The sequence below is a fragment of the Thalassospira povalilytica genome (assembly GCF_002844235.1).
GTDB classification, from domain to species: Bacteria; Pseudomonadota; Alphaproteobacteria; order Rhodospirillales; family Thalassospiraceae; genus Thalassospira; species Thalassospira povalilytica.
In genome coordinates, this window is record NZ_PGTS01000002.1 from 140829 (window position 1) to 160135 (window position 19307).

Below are 19307 nucleotides of genomic sequence, written 5' to 3' on the forward strand. Positions count from 1 at the left end.
GGTCATTCATGGCGCCATGTCGGGTGGCGCTTTTCAACGAAGGCGCCGATGCCTTCGCGGGCGTCGTGTTTTTGCATGTTGGTGGTCATGACATCGGATGCATAGGCATATGCATCGGGCAGGGGCATTTCGATCTGTTTGTAAAACGCCTGTTTGCCAAGGCGCACGGTCATGCCGGATCTTGCGGCAATGCCCGCGGCAAGGTCATCTGTTGCCGTTTCAAGATCATCATCATCAACCACGTCCGATACCAACCCCATCGCAAAGGCGGTGTCGGCCGGCACCGGATCGCCGGTTAGCAGCATGCGCATGGCGTGCTTGCGCGCGATATTGCGGCTCAGTGCGACCATCGGGGTCGAACAGAACAAACCGATATTGACCCCGGGGGTGGCAAATTTGGCCGAACGGGCTGCAACGGCAAGATCGCAGCTTGCCACCAGCTGACAGCCAGCCGCTGTCGCCATGCCACGGACACGGGCAATGACCGGCTGGGGCAGGGTGACGATCCGCATCATCAGGCGACTGCACTGGGCAAACAGGCTGGCATGCTGATCACAGTCGGTGATGCCGCCCATTTCCTTAAGATCGTGACCGGCACAAAAAACCGGCCCATCGGCGGCAAGAATAACGCACCGGATATCGGGGTTTTGGGCAATGTCGTCAAAGGCATCCTGAAGGGCGGACATCATCGCCGCGGACAGGGCGTTGCGCCGGGCGGGGTTGGACAGGACAAGGGTGACATAACCGTCGTGATCATGGCGGGTCACCAGCGGGGATGACGGGGTGGCGGTGGTCATGGTGTTCCTCCTTGATGTGTGTGCGTGGCATCGTTTTTGATTTTCTTCTACTTGTGATCGTAGTAGAATTGCACGCATCGGGTCATCAATAAAACCGTTTACAAGCATCGGGATATTCGGTGTTTGAAGAATAAACCGAACGGTGAAAAACGCATGGTTGTGGATGAGTGACAGTCAAACGCGGCGTCCTGGTCGGGCGCCGAACCGGTTTGTTTCAGCGCGTAAATGGCAGGAAACGATAAAGTCGCAAAAGCCTGTCCGTGAAACGCCGATCAAACGGTTTGATCGCAAGGACGTAATGGAGCGCGATCTTGAACGGTATCGCGCCGAAGCGCGTGCGCGGTTGCTTCGTAACGGTTTTGACATCCCGCCCTTTTTGATGCCCAAGCCCAAAATCATCGATGATGACAACGAAACCCCCGATCCCGAAACGGTCGAGGTCACGGAAACCCGTCCGCCGGCGATGCTGGGGCCAAAGCCGTCCCCGATGGTCAGCGACAAACAAATCGCCGCAGCCAGTGCCGCCAGTGCCGAGCGCGCACAAAATGCGACACGGCCCAAGCCCAGCCGCCATGTTCATGTGCAGAACGCCGCATCTGGTGCCGCAGCACTGCATGGAAACCCGGCCGCCCAGGCCAGCCACGAAGCCGCCCAGGCAGCTGCATTCGCCGAAGAAAAGACCGCGTATGACGAATATGTCGAAAGCCTGAATGGCGGGGCGACATTGCTTGATCGGGGGCGACAGACAGACGATGGTGACGCATCATCGGGCAATGACATTCAGGGACGTGTTGATGACTTCAAGGAAAAGGAAGTCCGGCAGTCACGCATTGATTTGCCCGATAACACGGCCAACTGGGCCGCGCGCGGTGAAATGGACCGCAAGCGTCTGGAAATCCTTGAAAAACAGGAAAAGGCCAAGGCAAAAGCCGCGCGGTCAAAACGCAAGGCACGCGACCCTATCACCTGGGACAAGTTTCTGCCACGTGCCGCGGCCTATATGATTGCGGCGGTTGCCATTGGCTATGTGCTTGTTCTGACAGTCAGCGAGTTTTCGGCAATTTTGGGGAAATAGTCGGCTATTGTCGAACTGTTGCCGTAATCCCCATATAAGTATCAGGATAATCAGACGGTTCCGGCCCACTGGTTTTGCCCATCGGTTTGCCCCACAGGTTGTGTGCAGGCAGGCCGGTTGCGGATAACAAATCCATACACCTGAAAATCGGGGATCGGCCGGTGATATGCTGTTTGGGGCATGCTGTTTGGGGACAGTATCCGGATCACCGTCAGCCTTTGAAAAGGCAAAGCATCGGGACAGACGCGACAGACCATCAATGAGGGGGCCGTCATTTTCGTGATGCACAGCATCGCAGCATGAAAATGACCGGAATTTTCGACATACCCTTGTTGCAGGAGGCAGCGAGTGACGCTGTGAAATCGCCATGATGCGTGACGAAACCGGTCAGGAAGACCGCCGCCCTGTCTATCTTCCGGAGAACCGCCATCATTGGGCATCCAATGATGAGGTCGACAAACCTGTTGTGGATTTGTCGCGCGGGCCCGTCCGGGCAAGGTTCAAACATAAAGCAGCCTCGCAACCGCCGATGTCATCGGGTGAATGGATGCGACGCAAATTGCCGCATATCGGTGCGACGGCGATTGTCGCCATTGTTATCGGGGGTGTGGTGCTGGCCACATTTACCGATCTGGCATCGATCGTTTTGCGCTAATCGTGATCCCGTACCTGTACCGTGATATGGTCGGGTGTGAACCGGCTTTGCTGCGGGCGCGCCATTGTCGCCTGATCCAGGGACGTCAATAAAGAGATGGCGACAAACACACGGTGACAAAACGGATCGCGGCAAACAGTCCGCATCCAATGGTGGGGAAGGGATGCAGAAACCGTAAAATATTGACGTTAACGTAAACGTTATGTCAGGCTGTCGATCTGGATCAATAATGCCAAAGCAAAACTGGCAATCTGGGGAGGTCTGCTGTCATGAACAATTCGCACGCCCGCACCGGGATCACCCCGGCCGATTTTGATGCCATCATGCGCGAAAAGGTGCCGTTTGTCGGCGATATGGGCGTTATCACGGAAAGTCTTGAAAATGACACGGCGGTCCTGCGGTTGCCGTTCAGGGAACGCTATTTGCGGCCCGGCAATGTGGTAACGGGCCCGGCGATTTTTGCCCTGGCCGATATTGCGCTTTATGCGGTGGCCTGGCTTGTGGTGCCCAAGGCGGATCTGGCGGTAACGACCGAGGCGACGGTACATTTCCTGTCGGGGGCGAAGCCGGGCGACCTGATTGCCGAGGCCAGAATCCTTAAGGCGGGCAGGCGGCTTTTGATTGCGGAATGCCATATTCGATCAGCCGTTGATAACAGTCTTTGTGCGCATGTGATCGGGACATATGCCATGCCGCCGGCGGAAAAATAGCGCGAAATCGTGTGGTAAAATAATACCTCTTTACGTAACACATTGATTTATAATGAAATATTCCTGTTGTTTTCCTGTTGAATGCTGGCATAATGCGCCGACTTTCAACGAGGGAAGATTCCCTCCGTGAAACCCAGTTTTCGAGTATTGAAATAATGAAAACCTTCACTGCGACACCGAGCGACATCGAGCGCAAATGGTTCGTGGTCGACGCTGAAGACGTCGTCCTTGGCCGCCTTGCTGCTGTTGTTGCCAACCGTCTTCGTGGTAAACACAAAGCTATGTTTACCCCGCACATGGACTGTGGCGATCACATCGTCATCGTCAATGCCGAAAAAGTCAAATTGACCGGCCGTAAACTTCAGAACAAGAAGTTCTACTGGCACACCGGTTACCCGGGCGGCATCAAAGAACGCACCATGGACAAGCTCCTGAATGGTGAGCACCCGGAACGTGTGATCATCAAAGCTGTTGAGCGTATGATGTCCCGTGGTCCGCTGCGCAGCCAGGTTCTTTCCAAACTGCACGTCTATGCTGGTACCGAGCACCCGCATGAAGCTCAGAAGCCGGAAGTCCTCGACGTTGCGGCTATGAACGAAAAGAACAAGCGGAGTGGCAAATAATGGCCGACACCAAAACTCTTGAAGATCTCAAGGATCTGGCACAGGGCGGCGAAACCGCAGCTGCTGCTGAAGGCACCCTGCCGGAACCGAAGATCGACGCACAGGGCCGTTCCTATGCAACCGGTCGTCGTAAAAACGCAATTGCACGTGTCTGGATCAAGCCGGGCTCGGGTAAAGTCACCGTCAATGGCCGCGAGTTCGAAGACTACTTCGCACGTCCGGTTCTGCGCATGGTCATCAACCAGCCGTTCGGCGTAACCGATCGTAAAGATCAGTTCGACGTCGTTTGCACCGTATCTGGTGGCGGTCTGTCTGGTCAGGCAGGTGCGGTTCGTCACGGTATTTCCCGTGCGCTGACCCTGTTCGAGCCGGCACTGCGTGGTTCGCTCAAAGCTGGCGGGTTCCTTACCCGTGACTCGCGTGCAGTCGAACGTAAAAAATACGGTCGTGCAAAAGCTCGTCGTAGCTTCCAGTTCTCGAAACGTTAATACGTTTCCAGACATCTGGTACGATACAGTATTGGAAAAGCGTCACTTTCGAGTGGCGCTTTTTCTTTTGCGGGGCAGGGTGCCGATACCATTGGTTCTTCAAACCTGCACAAAAAAGAAAACGGCGCTCTTTCCAAGGAAAGGCGCCGTTTTTTTATCGGTGGATGATGGGGGGTGCTTGGCGCGTGCCCCCGTAATCTTGTGCGTTACTGCCAGCGGTCCGAGAAATCACGCGGGACCATCAGGATGTCACGATCAACCGTGTTGATGTCGGTGTGACCACAGAATGCCATCGAAACTTCAAGTTCCTTATGGATCAGCTCAAGCGCCTTGGTGACACCTGCTTCGCCCATCGCACCCAGGCCATAAACATAGGCGCGCCCGATATAGGTGCCTTTTGCGCCAAGGGCCAATGCCTTAAGCACGTCCTGACCGGAACGGATGCCACTATCAAGGTGAACCTCGATCTTGTCGCCGACCGCATCCATGATTTGCGGCAAGGCGCGGATCGAAGACAGCGCCCCGTCAAGCTGACGTCCGCCATGGTTTGAAACGATAATGGCATCGGCACCGACATTCAGGGCTTCGACCGCGTCACGCGGGTCAATGATCCCCTTGATGATCAGCGGGCCATCCCACATTTTGCGGAATTCGCGAATACGATCCCAATCAAGGGAATCATCAAATGCCTGGGCCGTCCAGTCCCCCAGAGACGACGGATCAGCAACGCCCTTGGCATGACCGACAATGTTGCCAAAGAAACGGCGTTTGGTGCCAAGCATGCCAAGACCCCATTGGACCTTGGTCATCATGTCGGCGACCGATTTGATGGTCAGCTTGGGCGGAGCAGACAGGCCGTTTTTCAAATCCTTGTGACGCTGACCCAACATCTGAAGATCGACCGTGATGACGGCGGCCGAACATTTTGCGGCCTTGGCCCGGTCAAACAGGCGCTGCATGAAGTCATCATCTTTGAGCGTATAAACCTGCAACCAGAACGGCTTGGATGTGTTTTCGGCCACATCCTCGATCGAACAGATTGACATGGTCGACAAGGTATAGGGTACACCGAATTTTTCGGCCGCACGGGCAGCCTTGATTTCGCCATCAGCACACTGCATTCCGGTCAGTCCGACAGGGGCAAGGGCGACCGGCATGGAGACGTCCTGACCGATCATCTGGCTTTTGGTGGTGCGGCCCGACATGTCGATTGCGACGCGCTGACGCAGGTGGATATCCTGAAAATCGGTGGTGTTTTCGCGGAATGTCTGCTCGGTCCAGCTTCCGGATTCTGCGTAATCGTAAAACATGCGCGGGGTGCGCCGTTTATAGATACGTTTAAGGTCGTCGACGCAGGTAATCACTGGCATGAGTTCAACTCCGAATAAGGTGCGCGTGGTAATGGTAATACCACTTTCCCAAGTTATCGCAAACCGAATTGAAAAACAGCCCCTTACTGACCATTTCCGCATGCCGGAAACAGCGCGATGCGATCACGGGAAAAGAATTTTAAAAAGAAGGCTCGGAAATTGCGAAGTTTGTGATAAGAACAAGTTCAGGAACGATAATTTCCGATTTGCAAAGGATCACAAAATGGTTGGGAACATGCGACGAATTTTCAAAACATAGCTTTTTGAAACTCTGTTGGACATCCTTGCTGTTTGTGAAGGGCCGCTAATAGAGCGGTCTTTTTTTATGCCAATTCGAAATCCTGAAAATCCCAGTTAACCCCCAAAGAAAGGGACCACCGATATGCAGTACAGAAAGCTGCACGACGCCGATCTTGATGCCGCAAACGCATTTCTTGCCGACCATGCTGCGACCAGCATGATCCTGCGCGGAAATCTGCGAACTGCCGGTATCGAGCGACGCCGTCATCCGCTTTCTGGAAGCTGGTTCGGTGCTGTGGCAAATGATGGCGCGATCCAGGCCATCATTGCGCAGTTCGGCAATGGCAATGTCTTTGTCCAGGCAGCGGATAACCAAACGGTCCCGACCCAACTGACCGAAGCCTTTCTTGCCGATCCGTTGCGGCCCGTAGCCGGGGTGTTCGGCGAGGCCGATCAGGCGGCGGATATGCTGGGCCAGCTTGGCCTCGCGGGCAGTGAATTTGCGATCAATGCATCGGATATTCTGTATGGGCTGGATCTTGCCAATCTGGTGGTGCCGGTCAATGCGCGGGCGGATGACTTTCAGATGGTTGATGCCGAAAAGGTTGAACGCAGCACGTTGCTAAGCTGGCTGCGGGCCTACGAGATCGAGGCATTAGGGGCCGAAGACACCCCGGTTCTTGACAGCAAGGTCGCATCGCGACTGGTGCAGTCCCTTGATGCGCGTAATCTGTGGGCACTGATTGTTGAAGGAAAGGCGGTAAGCCTTTCGGGCTTTAACGCCCAGCTGCCTGACATGGTTCAGGTCGGCCCGGTCTGGACACCGCCGGAATACCGGTCAAACGGCTATGCCCGGATACTGGTTGCCAAAACACTTCTGGCCGCACGGGCACGCGGGGTAACCCGCGCGATCCTGTCCACAGACAGCGAAGCCGCGGCAAAGGCCTATGAGGCACTTGGTTTTGAGAAAATCGGGCGCTACCGCTTGGCGCTTCTGAAAAGCCCGATGCAGCTTGGTAAAATGTCCGCTGCATAGCTCAAAGAAGCCTGCATGTCGCAATGACAATGCCCGATTTGACCATCGAATATGTGCCTGCCGTCCGGTATGATCGGGGGCAGGCATTTTTCCATCCGGTGCTGGATGGGCATGTCGCACAATGGTTAAGCTTGCATAAAGGGTGCGCGGCGATAATGGCCGGCAAAGGGTACTTGTGAAAAGCGGCTGTGTTGCTGCTGATTGTTGTTAGAGGAAGGTTCATGACGAATTACTTCGTGATCACCGCCGGTCGAACAGGCTCGGCCTGGTTGGCTGATTTTCTGTCGGCGAACCTCAAGATCGAGGCGATACACGAACCGCTTGGTATCGAGGATTTCGGCACCCGGATGCCCGACATCCGAACCATGCGGACCTATAACAACCATGGAAATACCCGCTTTGTGCAGGAATTCTGGGAGCGGAAATTTCAAACCATTCCCGATGGAACCTATGCCGAAACCAACCATACCCTTTGCAAGTGCGGTTTGGTCGAAAACGTGATTTCGAATGGTCGGGCGGATTTCACGACGCTGATCATTTTAAAAAGAAACATCGTCAAACAATGCGTCAGTTATCTGGTTCGTAATGATTTCGGGAATATTACGCTTGCCTGGCAGTGGTACTTGCATCCGTCCTATTCGCGAAAAATCATCAATGCTGATGCATTTTCGCAATTCGGGCCGTTGGGCATGCCGCTTTGGTATTGCTATGAAATGGCCACGCGGCAAGAATATTACCGCCAAAAATATGCCGATCAGATCAAGATGGTCGATGTGTCACTTGACGAGGCGGTCCATGAAGAAGGGGCGAAGGCCTTTTTGACTGACCTCGGTATTGATGGCGCGTGCGTGATGCCACCCAAAAAGAATGCAAACAAGGCACAGCCGAGCCAGGAACTTGTTCAGCAGGTTACGACAATCGTTGAAAAAATCACATTTGACCCGGCCAAGGTCGCAGGGGATGCCATCAAGGCCGGGTTTGCGTTTGAGCCCTGAGTAGTGGGCGCGTCTGATTAAATCGCCTTGCAAGCGGTAGATCACGGGCGGGGTTCCGAGTATCGGGTAAATATGAACCGGATTGATGTCTGTTGTGATCCAAAAACAGTTATCGCATTTGATGTCAGGTTTTTGGCGCCAAACCGTCGCGATGGTTTTGGCTGTTGCGGTCATGTCGGCATGTTTGGTGATATCAGCACAGGCTCAGGACCTGGCGCAGGTGTTATACCGGTTTGAAAACCGTGCTTTGACACTTGGCCGGTATGGGTCGGTGGCGACGTTTCAGCAGCGGTTGTTTGCCCAGGCTGCCAATTGTGCGGGAAAGCCTGCCAGCAGTTATGGCACGGCGGACGGGATTGTCGGGGCAAAGACCCGACAGGCGATTATTGATCTGCAACCATGTCTGAATTCGGCGGTGCGTGCCGCGGTCGGGGTGGAGAGTTACGGGGCGATTACCACCGGGCTGTGGCGGCTGTTGATGCCGTCGCAAATAGCGCCGCCGGACGCGATCGAACGGGCCAATCACCTGACATTCGCACTGGAAGGCACGGATTACGACGTCATCCAGTTCAATTTCTGTCAGTCACCAAATCCGCGCAGCGGCAAGCGGTTTCTTGAAGGGGATCCGTATTGCTTTACCAATGATCCGCGCGCCTATCTGACCTGGGGACCGCGCGGGGCAACTGCCGGGGCAGGCGCGGAAATCCAGCAGATCCTGTTTGCCGCCGAACGGGCCAATCCCGGCTTGTTGCGCAATGTGTTTGGTCCCTTTACCGAGGATATGCACAGACTGGCGCTTGGCAATAATGATGCGGCGTTTGATGTGCTGTGTGCGATCTGGGTCAATGATCGTGAGCGGGCCGATTTTACCCGGCGTTTTGCCGCCTATGGGGCGCGGCCCGAAGTGCAGGCGGCCTATCATCGGGTTTATGATGCGGCCAATGCCGATGGCGGGAAAATAGCGCGATTTTTCAAGTTATATAAATCAATAAAACCGGTGATAAAGCGCGACCCGACCGAGATTGATCTGGCCTTTTTCATCGATCGGGCGACCCATGGATCGGTACCGCCCGGCGACATCAGCAAGCTTGTCGATCAGATGACCAGGTTTGTGACCCGCACGCGCAATTTGCCAAGCCCCGGAAATCTGCGCAAGCAGCTTGCAGCCTGGCTTCCGAGCCATCACAAATATAATGACCGACTGGCCCGTGATGCGATCTTTTTGGTCGATGATCCCGAGGTGGTTGTTTCGGACGCCCATCGACGGATGTGGTTGCAACGATCCGGATTGAAGGCCAGTGACTTTGGCCTTTCCGATCAGCGCTTTGTCACCGATTACCCGGTCGCAGCACCCACCGGGTACGAGAAGATCGAGAAATTCTATACCGTTTTGCCGCAGGATAAACGCGCCTGTCCGTCAACAGTGCGCCGGGCGCGCAAGAAATAGGGCAGGGCCGAGCCCCTCATGTCAAAACCTCCATCTCAAAACCCTCATGTCAAAACTGCATGGGAATATTGCGGTTTCTCAGGGATATTTGTCGCCTAATTGCTTGCATCTGATGGGCTTGTTTGCCAACATCCGCACGTTATCAATACCTGCGCATTTGCAGGCATGGCTTTAGGAGCAAGATTTAAATGAGTGACGTGTCGGTTGACCAGAAGGTCAAAGTCGGAATTCTCGGTGCCAGTGGCTATACCGGGGCAGAGCTGGTTCGCATTCTTGCGCATCACGATGCCGCGGAAATTACCCTGTTGACCGCAGACCGACGCGCCGGCCGTCCGTTCGGGGAAGTTTTCCCGCATCTTGCCCATATCAAATTGCCGACCATGATTTCGATTGCCGAAGCAGACTGGTCGAGTGTGGATATGATTTTCTGTGCATTGCCCCATGGCACGACACAGGAAGTCATTGCCGGTCTTCCGGAACATGTGAAGGTGGTCGATCTTTCGGCTGATTTCCGTCTGTTTGATCCGGCGACCTACAAGGAATGGTATGGCGCGGAACATGCCGCACAGGATTTGCAGAAAGAAGTGGTCTATGGCCTGACCGAACTGCACCGCGACAAGATCAAAAAGGCCCGTGTGGTTGCCAATCCGGGGTGCTATCCGACCCCGGTGCAACTGGCATTGACGCCGCTTCTTGAAGGCAAGATGGTGCATGCTGATGACATCATCATTGATGCCAAATCCGGTGTGACCGGTGCCGGTCGTTCGCCAAAGGAAGGCACGCTTTATGCCGAGGTGACCGAAGGCATTCATGCCTATGGCACCGGCGGACATCGCCATGCCCCGGAAATCGAGCAGGGCCTGGCATGGGCATCGGGTCAGGATGTTGTGGTCAACTTTTCACCGCATCTGATGCCGATGAGCCGCGGTATCCTTGAATCCATCTATGTCAAAATGACCGATGGCACCACGGCCGAAGACATTCAGGCAGCCCTTGAAAAGCGTTATGCCGACGAGCCGTTTGTCCGTGTTCTGCCGTTCGGTGTCACGCCGCAAACCCGCCATGTACGTGGTTCGAACTATGTCCTGATGGGTGTCGTCAAGGACCGTGTGCCAGGCCGTGTGATTATTGTCGCGGTCGAAGACAACCTGGTCAAAGGCGCATCGGGTCAGGCCGTGCAGAACATGAACGTGATGCTCGGTCTTCCGGAAACCATGGGGCTTGAGATCGAACCGCTGTTCCCGTAAGCGACGGCTGGTTAGCGAGCTTTGAAATTGCAAAAGGCGCATCCATTCGGGTGCGCCTTTTTCGCTGTGTAAGGTTACGGGCGCATGGCGCGTTCAAGCACCTTGAATATTTTGGGATGCTGACATTGCGCGACGTTAAAGCGCATCAGATTGCCAGCCGATTGCGAAATGCTGAACACGTTGCCCGGTGCCAGAACCACACCATTGGCAAGGGCATTGCGCGCGGTTTGTGCGGCGTCGATCCCGTCGGGCAAAGCACACCACAGGAATATCCCCGGATCGGGTGTAATTACCGGGCGAATGCCAAGGGATGCCAGTTGTTTTGCGGTACCGGTCATAGCGTGCGACAGCCGGGTGCGCAATCCGTCCATGTGCTTGCGATAGGTACCGTCCTTCAAGACCAGATGGATCAGTTCGGGGGCAAGGTTGCTGCCGGAAAATCCGGTTGCGACCTTAAGATCGATCAGTTGGTCAATCCAGTCACTGCGACTGGCGATATAGCCACAGCGCAGGGATGCCGACAGGGTTTTTGAAAAGCTGCCGATATGAATGACCCGGTCCATGCCGCCAAGGGCGGCCAGGCGCGGGGCGGGTGTGGTCTCGAAATCCGCGAAAATGTCATCTTCGATGATAATCAGGTCATGCTGGTCGGCAATGTTCAAAATCCGATGCGCAGTTTGGGGGGACAGGGACGCGCCGGTCGGATTATGAATGCCGGAATTGGTGATATAAAGGCGCGGTTTATGGTCGGAAACGACACGGGCAAAGGTATCAATATCAGGCCCCGTCGGGGTGAAGGGGACGCTTATGATATTGGCGCGATGGGCACGCAACAGCGCACAGAAATTGAAATAGCACGGATCATCAACCAGAACCGTGTCACCCGGTTCAATCAGAAAGCGGCACAACATGTCGATTGCCTGGGTGCCGGATTCCGTCAGTAAAATCTGATCGGGGTCGGTCACGATGCCATGCCCGGCCAACCGCCGCGACAGCAATTGCCGCAAGGGCGCAAGCCCAAGCGGCGTGCCATATTCAACCAGAACATCGTCAGAAGCGCGTGCAAGGGTGCGCAAGGCGCGCCGGATTGATGTTTCGGGCATCCAGTCCGCGGGCAACCAGCCGCAGCCGGGTTTGAGCATGTCGGGTCTGGCATCAAGCGATTGTCGCGATACCCAAAACGGATCAACCGCCCGGTCAAGTTTGGGGCCGATCCGCGCGATCGAAAGCGGGGCGGTGTGTCCCGAAACGTAAAACCCCGAACCGCGGCGCGATTGAATGGTGCCGTCGGCGACCAGACGGTCATAGGCTTCGACCACGGTTGAATTGGAAACACCCATCTGACGCGCACAGGACCGGATAGAGGGCAACTTGTCCCCGGCAAGAAGATTGCGTGCCGAAATCCGGTCGCGAATGGATGCCATTACCTGTGAAACAAGCGTGCCATCCTGCACGATTTCAGACATGTGTGGCTGGGATTGAACGGTCACTGTATTGCCCTTGTATCCAGTACAGTTTGATAGTTTTGTACTGTATTGTGTCTGGCAAGTGTGACCAAGACAAGACAAAGATGTCGCCATCATTCAGATGGAGGATCTTGTGGCACAGGTAATAGCGCAATCGGTTTCCCGGACGCGTGCGGGCTGGTTCAGTGGCCTGATGGGGGTGGTGATCTTCAGCGGGTCGTTACCGGCAACACGGTTGGCGGTCATGGATTTTGATCCGGTCTTTGTTACGGTTGCACGCGCGGCAATTGCCGGGATTATTGCGGTTTTGATCCTGATGGGTTCAAGACCGGTGCGTCCGATACGATCGCAATGGGTCTCCTTGATGGTGGTTGCCGGGGGCGTGGTTGTCGGTTTTCCGCTTTTGACGGCATTGGCGCTTGAACATATCAGTTCGGCGCGATCGATTGTCTTTATCGGGCTTTTGCCATTGGCGACTGCGATTTTCGGGTTTTTGCGCGGTGGTGAAAGACCACGCGCCGTTTTCTGGCTTTTTTCCATTCTGGGAAGCGGGCTGGTGGCCGGATTTGCCGCAACAGGTAGCGAAGCGGGCGCGGTTTCGGGCGATCTATACATGCTGGGGGCAATTATCGTTTGCGGGCTTGGCTATGCCGAAGGTGGCAAGCTGTCACGACAGCTTGGTGGCTGGCAGGTTATTTGCTGGGCGCTGGTGATTTCGGTGGTGCCAATGGCGATTTTGTGCGCGGTGACGTTACCCGAACAGATGGGCGTGATTGGAATGCCTGCCTGGCTTGGGCTTGGCTATGTGTCGCTGTTTAGCATGCTGATCGGGTTTTTCTTCTGGTATCGCGGTCTGGCTTTGGGCGGGATTGCGACGGTCGGGCAATTACAGCTTTTGCAGCCCTTTATGGGCTTGATATTGGCCGCACTGATTTTGGCCGAACCGGTCAGCCCGGCGATGATCGGGGTGACGGTTGCGGTTGTTTTGTGTGTAGCGGGTGCGCGACGGTTTGCCTGACGGAAACGGATCGCAATGTCAGGGCAGGACGCCGCATTCCGGTTGCGGACCGGGGCCTACTGATTGGGTTGGGCGCTGTCTGATTGGGCCGATTGCGGGGTGTCTTCGGGACTTTTGTCTGGCCAATAGAGTTTGTGCAAATTGGCGACAAAGCCTTCATCAAGCAGATCCTGCATGATCTCGGCGATTTGATCGGTGCGTGACATCAGCGGGGATTTGCGCGAAACCGCCAAATGGATGTCATTGTTATGGCCTGATCGAAACGGTGCCTTGATGATGGTGTCTTCGAGATGGTTGCGGCGGATTTCAAAGTCGGCGTTGGAGTCCGAACCGACGATTGCATCAAGCCGGTTGGCGGTCAGCATGCGCAGCAAGATGGTTTCGCTGCCGGCTTCGAATTTGTCGAGGGTCGTGTCACTGTCAAACGGCTCGAAATAGCGCGAATCAACAACTGCGCCGACCGTCAGATTGCGAAGGTCGTTATATTCCTCGATCAGGACCGGGTTTTCGCGATTGATGTAAAAGACCGGGGTGACCTGACTATAGGGCGGCTTGATATAGTGGGCGAATTGCGCGCGTTCTTCGGTATAGGCAAAGCTTGTCAGAACGTCGATATCCCCGTCTTCAAGATTTTTAAGGCAACGCCGCCAGGGGCAGGGATGCAGATCAAGCTGCAAGCCAAGCCGATTGGCAATCGCAGCCAGAAGGGCAACGTCAATGCCATGACGTGAACCGTCTTCATCTTCGATCACGAAGGGTTCCCAGACCGAAAATGCCGCAATCAGCAAGCCGCTGTCTGTATGCTGGGATTGCCGTTCATGGGCGCGCGCCACGCCCGATGACAATGCCCCGCCAACCAAAAGCCCAAGGCACAGCACAGCCACAGACATGCCACGCGCCAAAGGCGGTGCGGCAGGCCGGGCTATTTTTGTGCGGGCGATTGATGCGATCATGAGCAAGATTTGTTACGACGGGGTTTCCTTCTATCCATGTTAGAATTTAAACTCTCAAATCAAGTGATGCTGTACCGGAAGTATCCTGCTTGCGGTTGGTTCGAGAGATGTGAACACCAGTTACGAAAGGTCATGTGACCATGCGTTTGTCCTATCGCGGGGTAAAACCCACCATTGATGAAACAGCCTTTATTGCCCCGAATGCGACCATCATCGGTGATGTCGAAATCGGTGCAGAGACAGGCATCTGGTTTGGCTGTGTCATTCGCGGGGATGTTCACGAAATCCGTATCGGATCACGCACCAACATTCAGGATCTGACCATGGTGCATGTCGCCAAGGGCAAGTTCGGGACCTATATCGGGGATGACGTGACCATCGGGCATGCGGCGATTATTCATGCCTGCACGCTTGAGGATCGAAGCTTTGTCGGCATGGGGGCGACCGTGATGGATGGTTGCGTGATCGAGCAGGGCGGCATGCTGGGGGCCAATGCATTGCTCGCACCCGGTAAACGCATTCCGGCAGGCGAACTTTGGGCCGGTGTGCCTGCGCGCAAGGTACGTGATCTGACACAGGAAGAAATCGAATTCTTCAAGGTGTCTGCCGATCGCTATGCCGATTTGGCACAGGAATATGTCAAATCCATCCCCGAAGACCTGAAATAGGGTACGGGAATTTTCGGCAATATCTGCTCGGATATGTCTGTTTCGGTATATCTGGGTGTTTCTGCGTAGTCCGGGTGAAGACGCTTGGACTGCGCAATATTTTTTTGCATCATGGCCTTCAAGTGCGAAAAAGGGGAAGCGTTCGCAATAATCAAAAATGAAGGCATGTCCGATAACAAAACAAACGGGACATGCTGCGACGTGAAGAGGCGTGGGAAGATATGGCGGTTCGCCATTTGATGCCTGGCATCGCGATGTTGCTTGTGTCCTTGTTGGGCGGCATGCAGGTAAGTGTCGCGGAACCAATTGCGGAATGTTCGCGGCCATTGGTGATCCGGGCATCGGAAACCTATAGCCCGTTCAGCATGAAAGATGTGAACGGCATGGCAACGGGCATTGATAACCAGTTCATTACCCGAATCCTGCGTGAAACGGGATGTGATGCCCGGTTTGTCTTCATGCCCTGGAAACGGTCGCTTTATGCCATTGAACATGGCGATATCGATATTCTGCCGTCGGCATCCTTTACTGCGGAGCGGGCAGAATACGGATTATTTTCGGTACCATACCGCAATGATGTCATCGGATTTACCGTTCGCAAAGGCGATGCCAGACGTATTCAGATTGAAGGTCTTGATGATATTGTCCGCCAAAACCTTGTGATCGGGCATGTGCGCGGGGCCTATCGCGGCGAAGATTTCAAAGCTTTCAGTGCGAAGGTGGAAAATGCCCCGTTCATTATGGATGTGTCGATGGCCCCGCATGGCATGCAGCTTTTGATGGCGCGCCGGGTTGATCTGTTGCTTGGTATTCCGGCGGCCTATGTTGCGCAGGCAGACGAGCTTGGATTTACCGGTGGTGTTGAAGAACATCCGTTTATCCTGGCCAAGGAGCCGGTGCGTTTGATGTTCTCGGCCAAGACCATTGCCCCGGAACTTGCGCAAAAACTGTCAGAAGCGATCGAGCACGAAATCACCACTGATGGGTATCAACGCCTGTTTGGAAATCAAAGTGTTAGCACCAATTAGTTGATTTCGACCGACAGGTTTGTGATGCCCGCAAATGCGCGGGTGGATTGATCTGTATTGCGAAGGAGCCGGACTTGGTTTAGCAAGTCAGGACATTCGGATTTAACAGACAACCTGCCGCGCGCCACCACGCCCGGGCACAGGAAATGGACCGGGAATATGACACGTTGGCAGGCAAATGCCGTTATTGTTTTCGTTGCCCTGATCTGGGGCACGACCTTTGTTGTTCAGCACACCAGCATGGAAAATATCGGCCCGCAATATTTTACGGGCGTGCGTTTTTTGCTGGGGACACTGGCCGTTTTACCCTTTGCCCTGCGCGAGTTGCGCAAACTTGACCGTACGGGCCGTCGGCTTGACCGGGTTGATATCCTTGGCATGATTGCCACGGGGATTTCGATGTATCTTGCCAGCATCTTCCAGCAGATCGGCATCATGGGTACGACGGTTACCAATGCGGCCTTCCTGACGGCATTTTATGTGCCCGCAGTACCGGTTCTGGCCTATGTGGTGTTTCGCAATCGACCGCACTGGTCGGTCTGGCCGGGCGGGGCAATGTGTGTTTATGGCACCTACCTTTTAAGTGGCGGGGATCTTTCGGGGCTTGGCACCGGTGATTTCTGGGTGATGGGCAGTGCGCTTTTCTGGGCGGTCCAGGTGGTGATGATCGGGGTGATGGTGACGCGCACCAATGCACCGGCCCTTGTTGCCGCGACCCAGTTCTTTATCACCGGCATTCTTGGCATGGCGATGGGGGCGGTGACCGAAACCTTCAGCTTTGCCGATATCTATAATGCCGGGTTTGAAATCCTTTATGCCGGGATCATGTCAGCCGGGATTGCCTTTACCCTTCAGGCCGTGGCCCAGAATTATACCGAGGCATCGGATGCCGCGATCATCATGAGTGCCGAGGCGGTCTTTGCGGCAATTGCCGGGGCATGGTTCCTTGGTGAACGTTTGGCACCGGCGGAATATGCCGGTTGTGGTGTGATCCTGGCGGCGATTATCGGGGTTCAGCTGTTGCCAATGATGCGCCGCCGCCCGTCTGTGGCGATCTGACCGATCCGTCTCATACCGGATTGATGCCAAATATCATCAATGGCGGCTCGGTTAACGGGCCGCCATTGACTTTTATCAAGGCAGGGTTCAAGTCTGTAGGCGTAAATGCGTTGCGTTCGCGATCATGCGGGCGGCCGTCATATGCATTCTTTTCCGTGATCAGATCAAAGTGCCTGCCATGCGTCACCACAACCGCCATTCGTTTCGTTTTGCATTGATCGTTTCTGCGATGAGTGTCGGTATCATTGTGCCGGTGTTGCAGGTGGCCGAGGCCCGGGCCGAGACCCCTGATGCGTTTTTGCATCGTCTGGCAGCACAAGGAAATATGCAGTCCGCATCCGATGTCGGGGCGACAGAAGTTGCGAATGCACCAAATTCCCCATTTGCTGACAAGGCGGAACTTGGCGAGGCGCTTTATTTCGACCCCAATCTTTCGGCCAATCGCACGCAGGCCTGTGCGACCTGTCATGAGCCGTCCGCCGGGTTCAAGGATCCGCGCATTGACGTGGCAAATGGTGCCTTTTCACTGGGCGATGATGGCAAAAGCCTTGGCGATCGCAACGCGCCGATGGCGGCCTATGCGAAATTTTCCCCGACATTCCATGTACGTGATGACGGCGTTGCAGTGGGTGGTCAATTCTGGGACGGGCGTGCCGCCGACCTTGCCGAACAGGCGGGTGGGCCGCCGCTTAATCCCATTGAAATGGGCATGCCCGACAAGGCCAGTGTCGTTGCGCGCCTGATGGAGGATGAGGATTATGTCGCGGGCTTCAAGGCATTGTTTGGCGATGATGTCTGGTCAGACAGCGAGACGGCCTATGGCGCGATGACACAGGCGATTGCCGCCTTTGAACAGGGCGACGAATTCGCCCCGTTCGATTCCAAATATGACCGGTTCCTGCGCGGCGAATATAAAATGACCCCGCAAGAAGAGCTCGGCAGGGTTTTGTTCTTTTCGCAGCAATTTACCAATTGCAATACCTGCCACATGCTGAAAACCAGCCCGACGGCAGAAGGCGAAACCTTCACCAATTACGAGTTCCACAATATCGGTGTGCCGCGCAATGTCGCGACCCGCAAGGCCAATGCCAAGGATGTCAGTTTTACCGATAACGGGCTTTTGGATAATCCGGCGATTGATGACCCGGCCTATCGCGGCAAATACAAAACCCCGTCGCTGCGCAATGTCGCGGTGACGGGGCCTTATATGCATAACGGCGTGTTTGCCGATCTGGAAACCGTGGTGCGGTTCTATAACAAATATAACAGCAAGGCCAAAGCCAACCAGACCAACCCGGAGACCGGTCAGCCCTGGGGCGATGCCGAAGTACCGGAAACCATTTCGCTTAAGGAATTGGAGCAGGGCGATGCCCTTGACAGCAAGCGGATCAAGGCCATCGTTGCCTTCCTTAAAACCCTGACCGATGCGCGGTATGAGCCACTATTGGTTCGGGCAAAATAATCCGAAACGGGTATTGGTCGCGTGCGATGTACGCTTTTAAGTTGCCCTGCTTTGGGAGATTCCTGTAAACGTACCTGAATGAAAATACATAGCTTCAGGGGGATTTGTGGCGTATTTCAATAGCTTAAGGTTTTGCGCGGTTTGTGCGGTGTTGGTGTCAGCAGTTGTGCTTGCCGGGTGCCAGACTGTTGAGGCTGATGCTGGTCGTTCGGCAACAGTTGTTACAAGAGCAGATACCTCAGAAATACTGGATTCAGGTAAAATCAAGGATGTACCCGAGAAGCCCTTAGAGGTTACTGCCGTCGTTAATGTTTACGACAACCTCGTGACTTATCCGATGCCTTTGTGGGTTAATCCCGACAGCCCGACTGACATCATTAAGGAAAGTAAGCATTTTCGTGATCAGAAGGGTCCCAGTTTTGTTCTTGAGCAAATTCCCGCAGATCAGGATTTCGAGAACTGGAAGCAGATATACGTCGTTTCGGGACTGTACATTGGCCGGGACATACCAATCAGTAAGGTCATAAATACGTATCTTTCAGGCTTCAGGCAGGCCTGCATGAAACGGGATGTAAAATTTTATCAGGTAAAGTCACCCGAAAACACGATCGTCGCATTCTGTGAAAAATTTTATAGTGCGACGGGGCTTCAGGGGACAATGAAAGACCACGGTGAAGTTATGGTTCGTCGCCATTTCATGAGTGGTGGCGCCATTATATCTGTGACCTATGAGTGGCGGGGGCCTGCATTCAATTATGCAGATGATTCCACTTGGCCCGTTTCCGAAGCGGAAATCAAAAAGGTATTGAAGCGGTTTGAGACGATTTCGGTTTCACACGTTGGAAAAGTCTCGGGATAAAGAGTCGTTTCAGTATTCATGCTGAGTTAATTTTTGTCGATCAGTGTCGTTCAACCGCTGCATTAATGGCCTAATGTTCAAGTTAGGAGCTAATTTGTACTGTCGATTTCT

General features: G+C 54.6%; 19 protein-coding genes. 15 read left to right on the plus strand and 4 right to left on the minus strand.

What is annotated here, in order from left to right; all coding sequences use genetic code 11:
* Positions 1–2 precede the first annotated feature (2 nt).
* Positions 3–797, minus strand: a complete 795-nt coding sequence (locus CU041_RS04920; RefSeq protein ID WP_101246002.1) for an enoyl-CoA hydratase — start codon at positions 795–797, stop codon at positions 3–5.
* Positions 798–960: 163 nt separating this feature from the next.
* On the opposite strand from CU041_RS04920, the gene CU041_RS04925 reads away from it, so the two are divergent.
* The 5 genes from CU041_RS04925 (at position 961) to rpsI (ending at position 4348) form a co-directional block, all read left to right on the plus strand.
* Complete coding sequence (locus CU041_RS04925) at positions 961–1872, plus strand: hypothetical protein (RefSeq protein ID WP_101246003.1); 912 nt, start codon at positions 961–963, stop codon at positions 1870–1872.
* A gap of 367 nt (positions 1873–2239) precedes the next feature.
* The gene (locus CU041_RS04930; RefSeq protein WP_068519240.1) at positions 2240–2527 is read left to right on the plus strand and encodes a hypothetical protein; all 288 of its coding nucleotides are present in this window, start codon (positions 2240–2242) and stop codon (positions 2525–2527) included.
* 269 nt (positions 2528–2796) lie between these two features.
* On the plus strand, positions 2797–3237 hold the full coding sequence (locus CU041_RS04935; RefSeq protein WP_068519241.1) for a PaaI family thioesterase: 441 nt from the start codon (positions 2797–2799) through the stop codon (positions 3235–3237).
* A 155-nt stretch (positions 3238–3392) separates the two neighbouring features.
* The gene (rplM, locus tag CU041_RS04940) at positions 3393–3860 is read left to right on the plus strand and encodes a 50S ribosomal protein L13 (protein WP_008890948.1); all 468 of its coding nucleotides are present in this window, start codon (positions 3393–3395) and stop codon (positions 3858–3860) included.
* The gene (gene rpsI, locus CU041_RS04945) at positions 3857–4348 is read left to right on the plus strand and encodes a 30S ribosomal protein S9 (RefSeq protein WP_101246004.1); all 492 of its coding nucleotides are present in this window, start codon (positions 3857–3859) and stop codon (positions 4346–4348) included. The genes rplM and rpsI overlap by 4 nt, the downstream gene beginning before the upstream one ends.
* A 206-nt stretch (positions 4349–4554) precedes the next feature.
* Here the strand turns inward: rpsI and CU041_RS04950 are convergent, their stop codons facing one another.
* Complete coding sequence (locus CU041_RS04950) at positions 4555–5718, minus strand: alpha-hydroxy acid oxidase (protein ID WP_101246005.1); 1164 nt, start codon at positions 5716–5718, stop codon at positions 4555–4557.
* A gap of 382 nt (positions 5719–6100) precedes the next feature.
* Between CU041_RS04950 and CU041_RS04955 the strand changes: the two genes are divergently transcribed.
* From CU041_RS04955 to argC, 4 genes are all read left to right on the plus strand, one after another.
* Positions 6101–6994 (plus strand): GNAT family N-acetyltransferase, encoded by an 894-nt coding sequence (locus CU041_RS04955; RefSeq protein WP_101246006.1) that lies wholly within the window; start codon positions 6101–6103, stop codon positions 6992–6994.
* A gap of 221 nt (positions 6995–7215) precedes the next feature.
* Positions 7216–7989 carry a hypothetical protein gene (locus tag CU041_RS04960; protein ID WP_101246007.1) on the plus strand — a complete coding sequence of 258 codons (774 nt, stop codon included), beginning with the start codon at positions 7216–7218 and terminating at the stop codon, positions 7987–7989.
* 271 nt (positions 7990–8260) lie between these two features.
* Positions 8261–9436, plus strand: coding sequence for a hypothetical protein (locus tag CU041_RS04965; protein ID WP_233433009.1), 1176 nt, complete (start codon positions 8261–8263; stop codon positions 9434–9436).
* 188 nt (positions 9437–9624) lie between these two features.
* Complete coding sequence (gene argC / locus CU041_RS04970; protein WP_101246008.1) at positions 9625–10683, plus strand: N-acetyl-gamma-glutamyl-phosphate reductase; 1059 nt, start codon at positions 9625–9627, stop codon at positions 10681–10683.
* Between the two features lie 74 nt (positions 10684–10757).
* On the opposite strand, the gene CU041_RS04975 is transcribed toward argC, so the two are convergent.
* Complete coding sequence (locus tag CU041_RS04975) at positions 10758–12173, minus strand: aminotransferase class I/II-fold pyridoxal phosphate-dependent enzyme (RefSeq protein ID WP_443082679.1); 1416 nt, start codon at positions 12171–12173, stop codon at positions 10758–10760.
* Positions 12174–12282: 109 nt separating this feature from the next.
* On the opposite strand from CU041_RS04975, the gene CU041_RS04980 reads away from it, so the two are divergent.
* A complete protein-coding gene (locus CU041_RS04980) occupies positions 12283–13167 on the plus strand; it encodes a DMT family transporter (protein WP_267893499.1) in 885 nt (294 codons plus the stop codon).
* A 56-nt stretch (positions 13168–13223) separates the two neighbouring features.
* On the opposite strand, the gene CU041_RS04985 is transcribed toward CU041_RS04980, so the two are convergent.
* Entirely contained in the window at positions 13224–14057 is an 834-nt protein-coding gene (locus CU041_RS04985; RefSeq protein WP_170310136.1) for a substrate-binding periplasmic protein, read from the minus strand.
* 203 nt (positions 14058–14260) lie between these two features.
* On the opposite strand from CU041_RS04985, the gene CU041_RS04990 reads away from it, so the two are divergent.
* The 5 genes from CU041_RS04990 to CU041_RS05010 all read left to right on the plus strand — a co-directional run bounded on the left by CU041_RS04990 (position 14261) and on the right by CU041_RS05010 (position 19196).
* Entirely contained in the window at positions 14261–14788 is a 528-nt protein-coding gene (locus CU041_RS04990) for a gamma carbonic anhydrase family protein (protein WP_068519250.1), read from the plus strand.
* A gap of 191 nt (positions 14789–14979) precedes the next feature.
* Positions 14980–15816 (plus strand): substrate-binding periplasmic protein, encoded by an 837-nt coding sequence (locus tag CU041_RS04995; protein ID WP_101246012.1) that lies wholly within the window; start codon positions 14980–14982, stop codon positions 15814–15816.
* 159 nt (positions 15817–15975) lie between these two features.
* The gene (locus CU041_RS05000; protein WP_101246013.1) at positions 15976–16875 is read left to right on the plus strand and encodes a DMT family transporter; all 900 of its coding nucleotides are present in this window, start codon (positions 15976–15978) and stop codon (positions 16873–16875) included.
* Between the two features lie 178 nt (positions 16876–17053).
* Entirely contained in the window at positions 17054–18337 is a 1284-nt protein-coding gene (locus CU041_RS05005) for a cytochrome-c peroxidase (RefSeq protein ID WP_233433010.1), read from the plus strand.
* Positions 18338–18443: 106 nt separating this feature from the next.
* Positions 18444–19196 (plus strand): hypothetical protein, encoded by a 753-nt coding sequence (locus tag CU041_RS05010; RefSeq protein ID WP_170310137.1) that lies wholly within the window; start codon positions 18444–18446, stop codon positions 19194–19196.
* Positions 19197–19307: the final 111 nt, after the last annotated feature.

Coding starts and splice junctions, on each gene's coding strand:
- CU041_RS04955 (WP_101246006.1), top strand. CDS start 6,101: ATGCAGTACAGAAAGCTGCACGACGCCGATCTTGATGCCGCAAACGCA.
- rplM (WP_008890948.1), top strand. CDS start 3,393: ATGAAAACCTTCACTGCGACACCGAGCGACATCGAGCGCAAATGGTTC.
- CU041_RS04950 (WP_101246005.1), bottom strand. CDS start 5,718: ATGCCAGTGATTACCTGCGTCGACGACCTTAAACGTATCTATAAACGG.
- CU041_RS04925 (WP_101246003.1), top strand. CDS start 961: ATGAGTGACAGTCAAACGCGGCGTCCTGGTCGGGCGCCGAACCGGTTT.
- CU041_RS04990 (WP_068519250.1), top strand. CDS start 14,261: ATGCGTTTGTCCTATCGCGGGGTAAAACCCACCATTGATGAAACAGCC.
- argC (WP_101246008.1), top strand. CDS start 9,625: ATGAGTGACGTGTCGGTTGACCAGAAGGTCAAAGTCGGAATTCTCGGT.
- CU041_RS04930 (WP_068519240.1), top strand. CDS start 2,240: ATGATGCGTGACGAAACCGGTCAGGAAGACCGCCGCCCTGTCTATCTT.
- CU041_RS04920 (WP_101246002.1), bottom strand. CDS start 797: ATGACCACCGCCACCCCGTCATCCCCGCTGGTGACCCGCCATGATCAC.
- CU041_RS05000 (WP_101246013.1), top strand. CDS start 15,976: ATGACACGTTGGCAGGCAAATGCCGTTATTGTTTTCGTTGCCCTGATC.
- CU041_RS05005 (WP_233433010.1), top strand. CDS start 17,054: ATGCGTCACCACAACCGCCATTCGTTTCGTTTTGCATTGATCGTTTCT.
- CU041_RS04995 (WP_101246012.1), top strand. CDS start 14,980: ATGCTGCGACGTGAAGAGGCGTGGGAAGATATGGCGGTTCGCCATTTG.
- CU041_RS04935 (WP_068519241.1), top strand. CDS start 2,797: ATGAACAATTCGCACGCCCGCACCGGGATCACCCCGGCCGATTTTGAT.
- CU041_RS04960 (WP_101246007.1), top strand. CDS start 7,216: ATGACGAATTACTTCGTGATCACCGCCGGTCGAACAGGCTCGGCCTGG.
- CU041_RS04985 (WP_170310136.1), bottom strand. CDS start 14,057: ATGTCTGTGGCTGTGCTGTGCCTTGGGCTTTTGGTTGGCGGGGCATTG.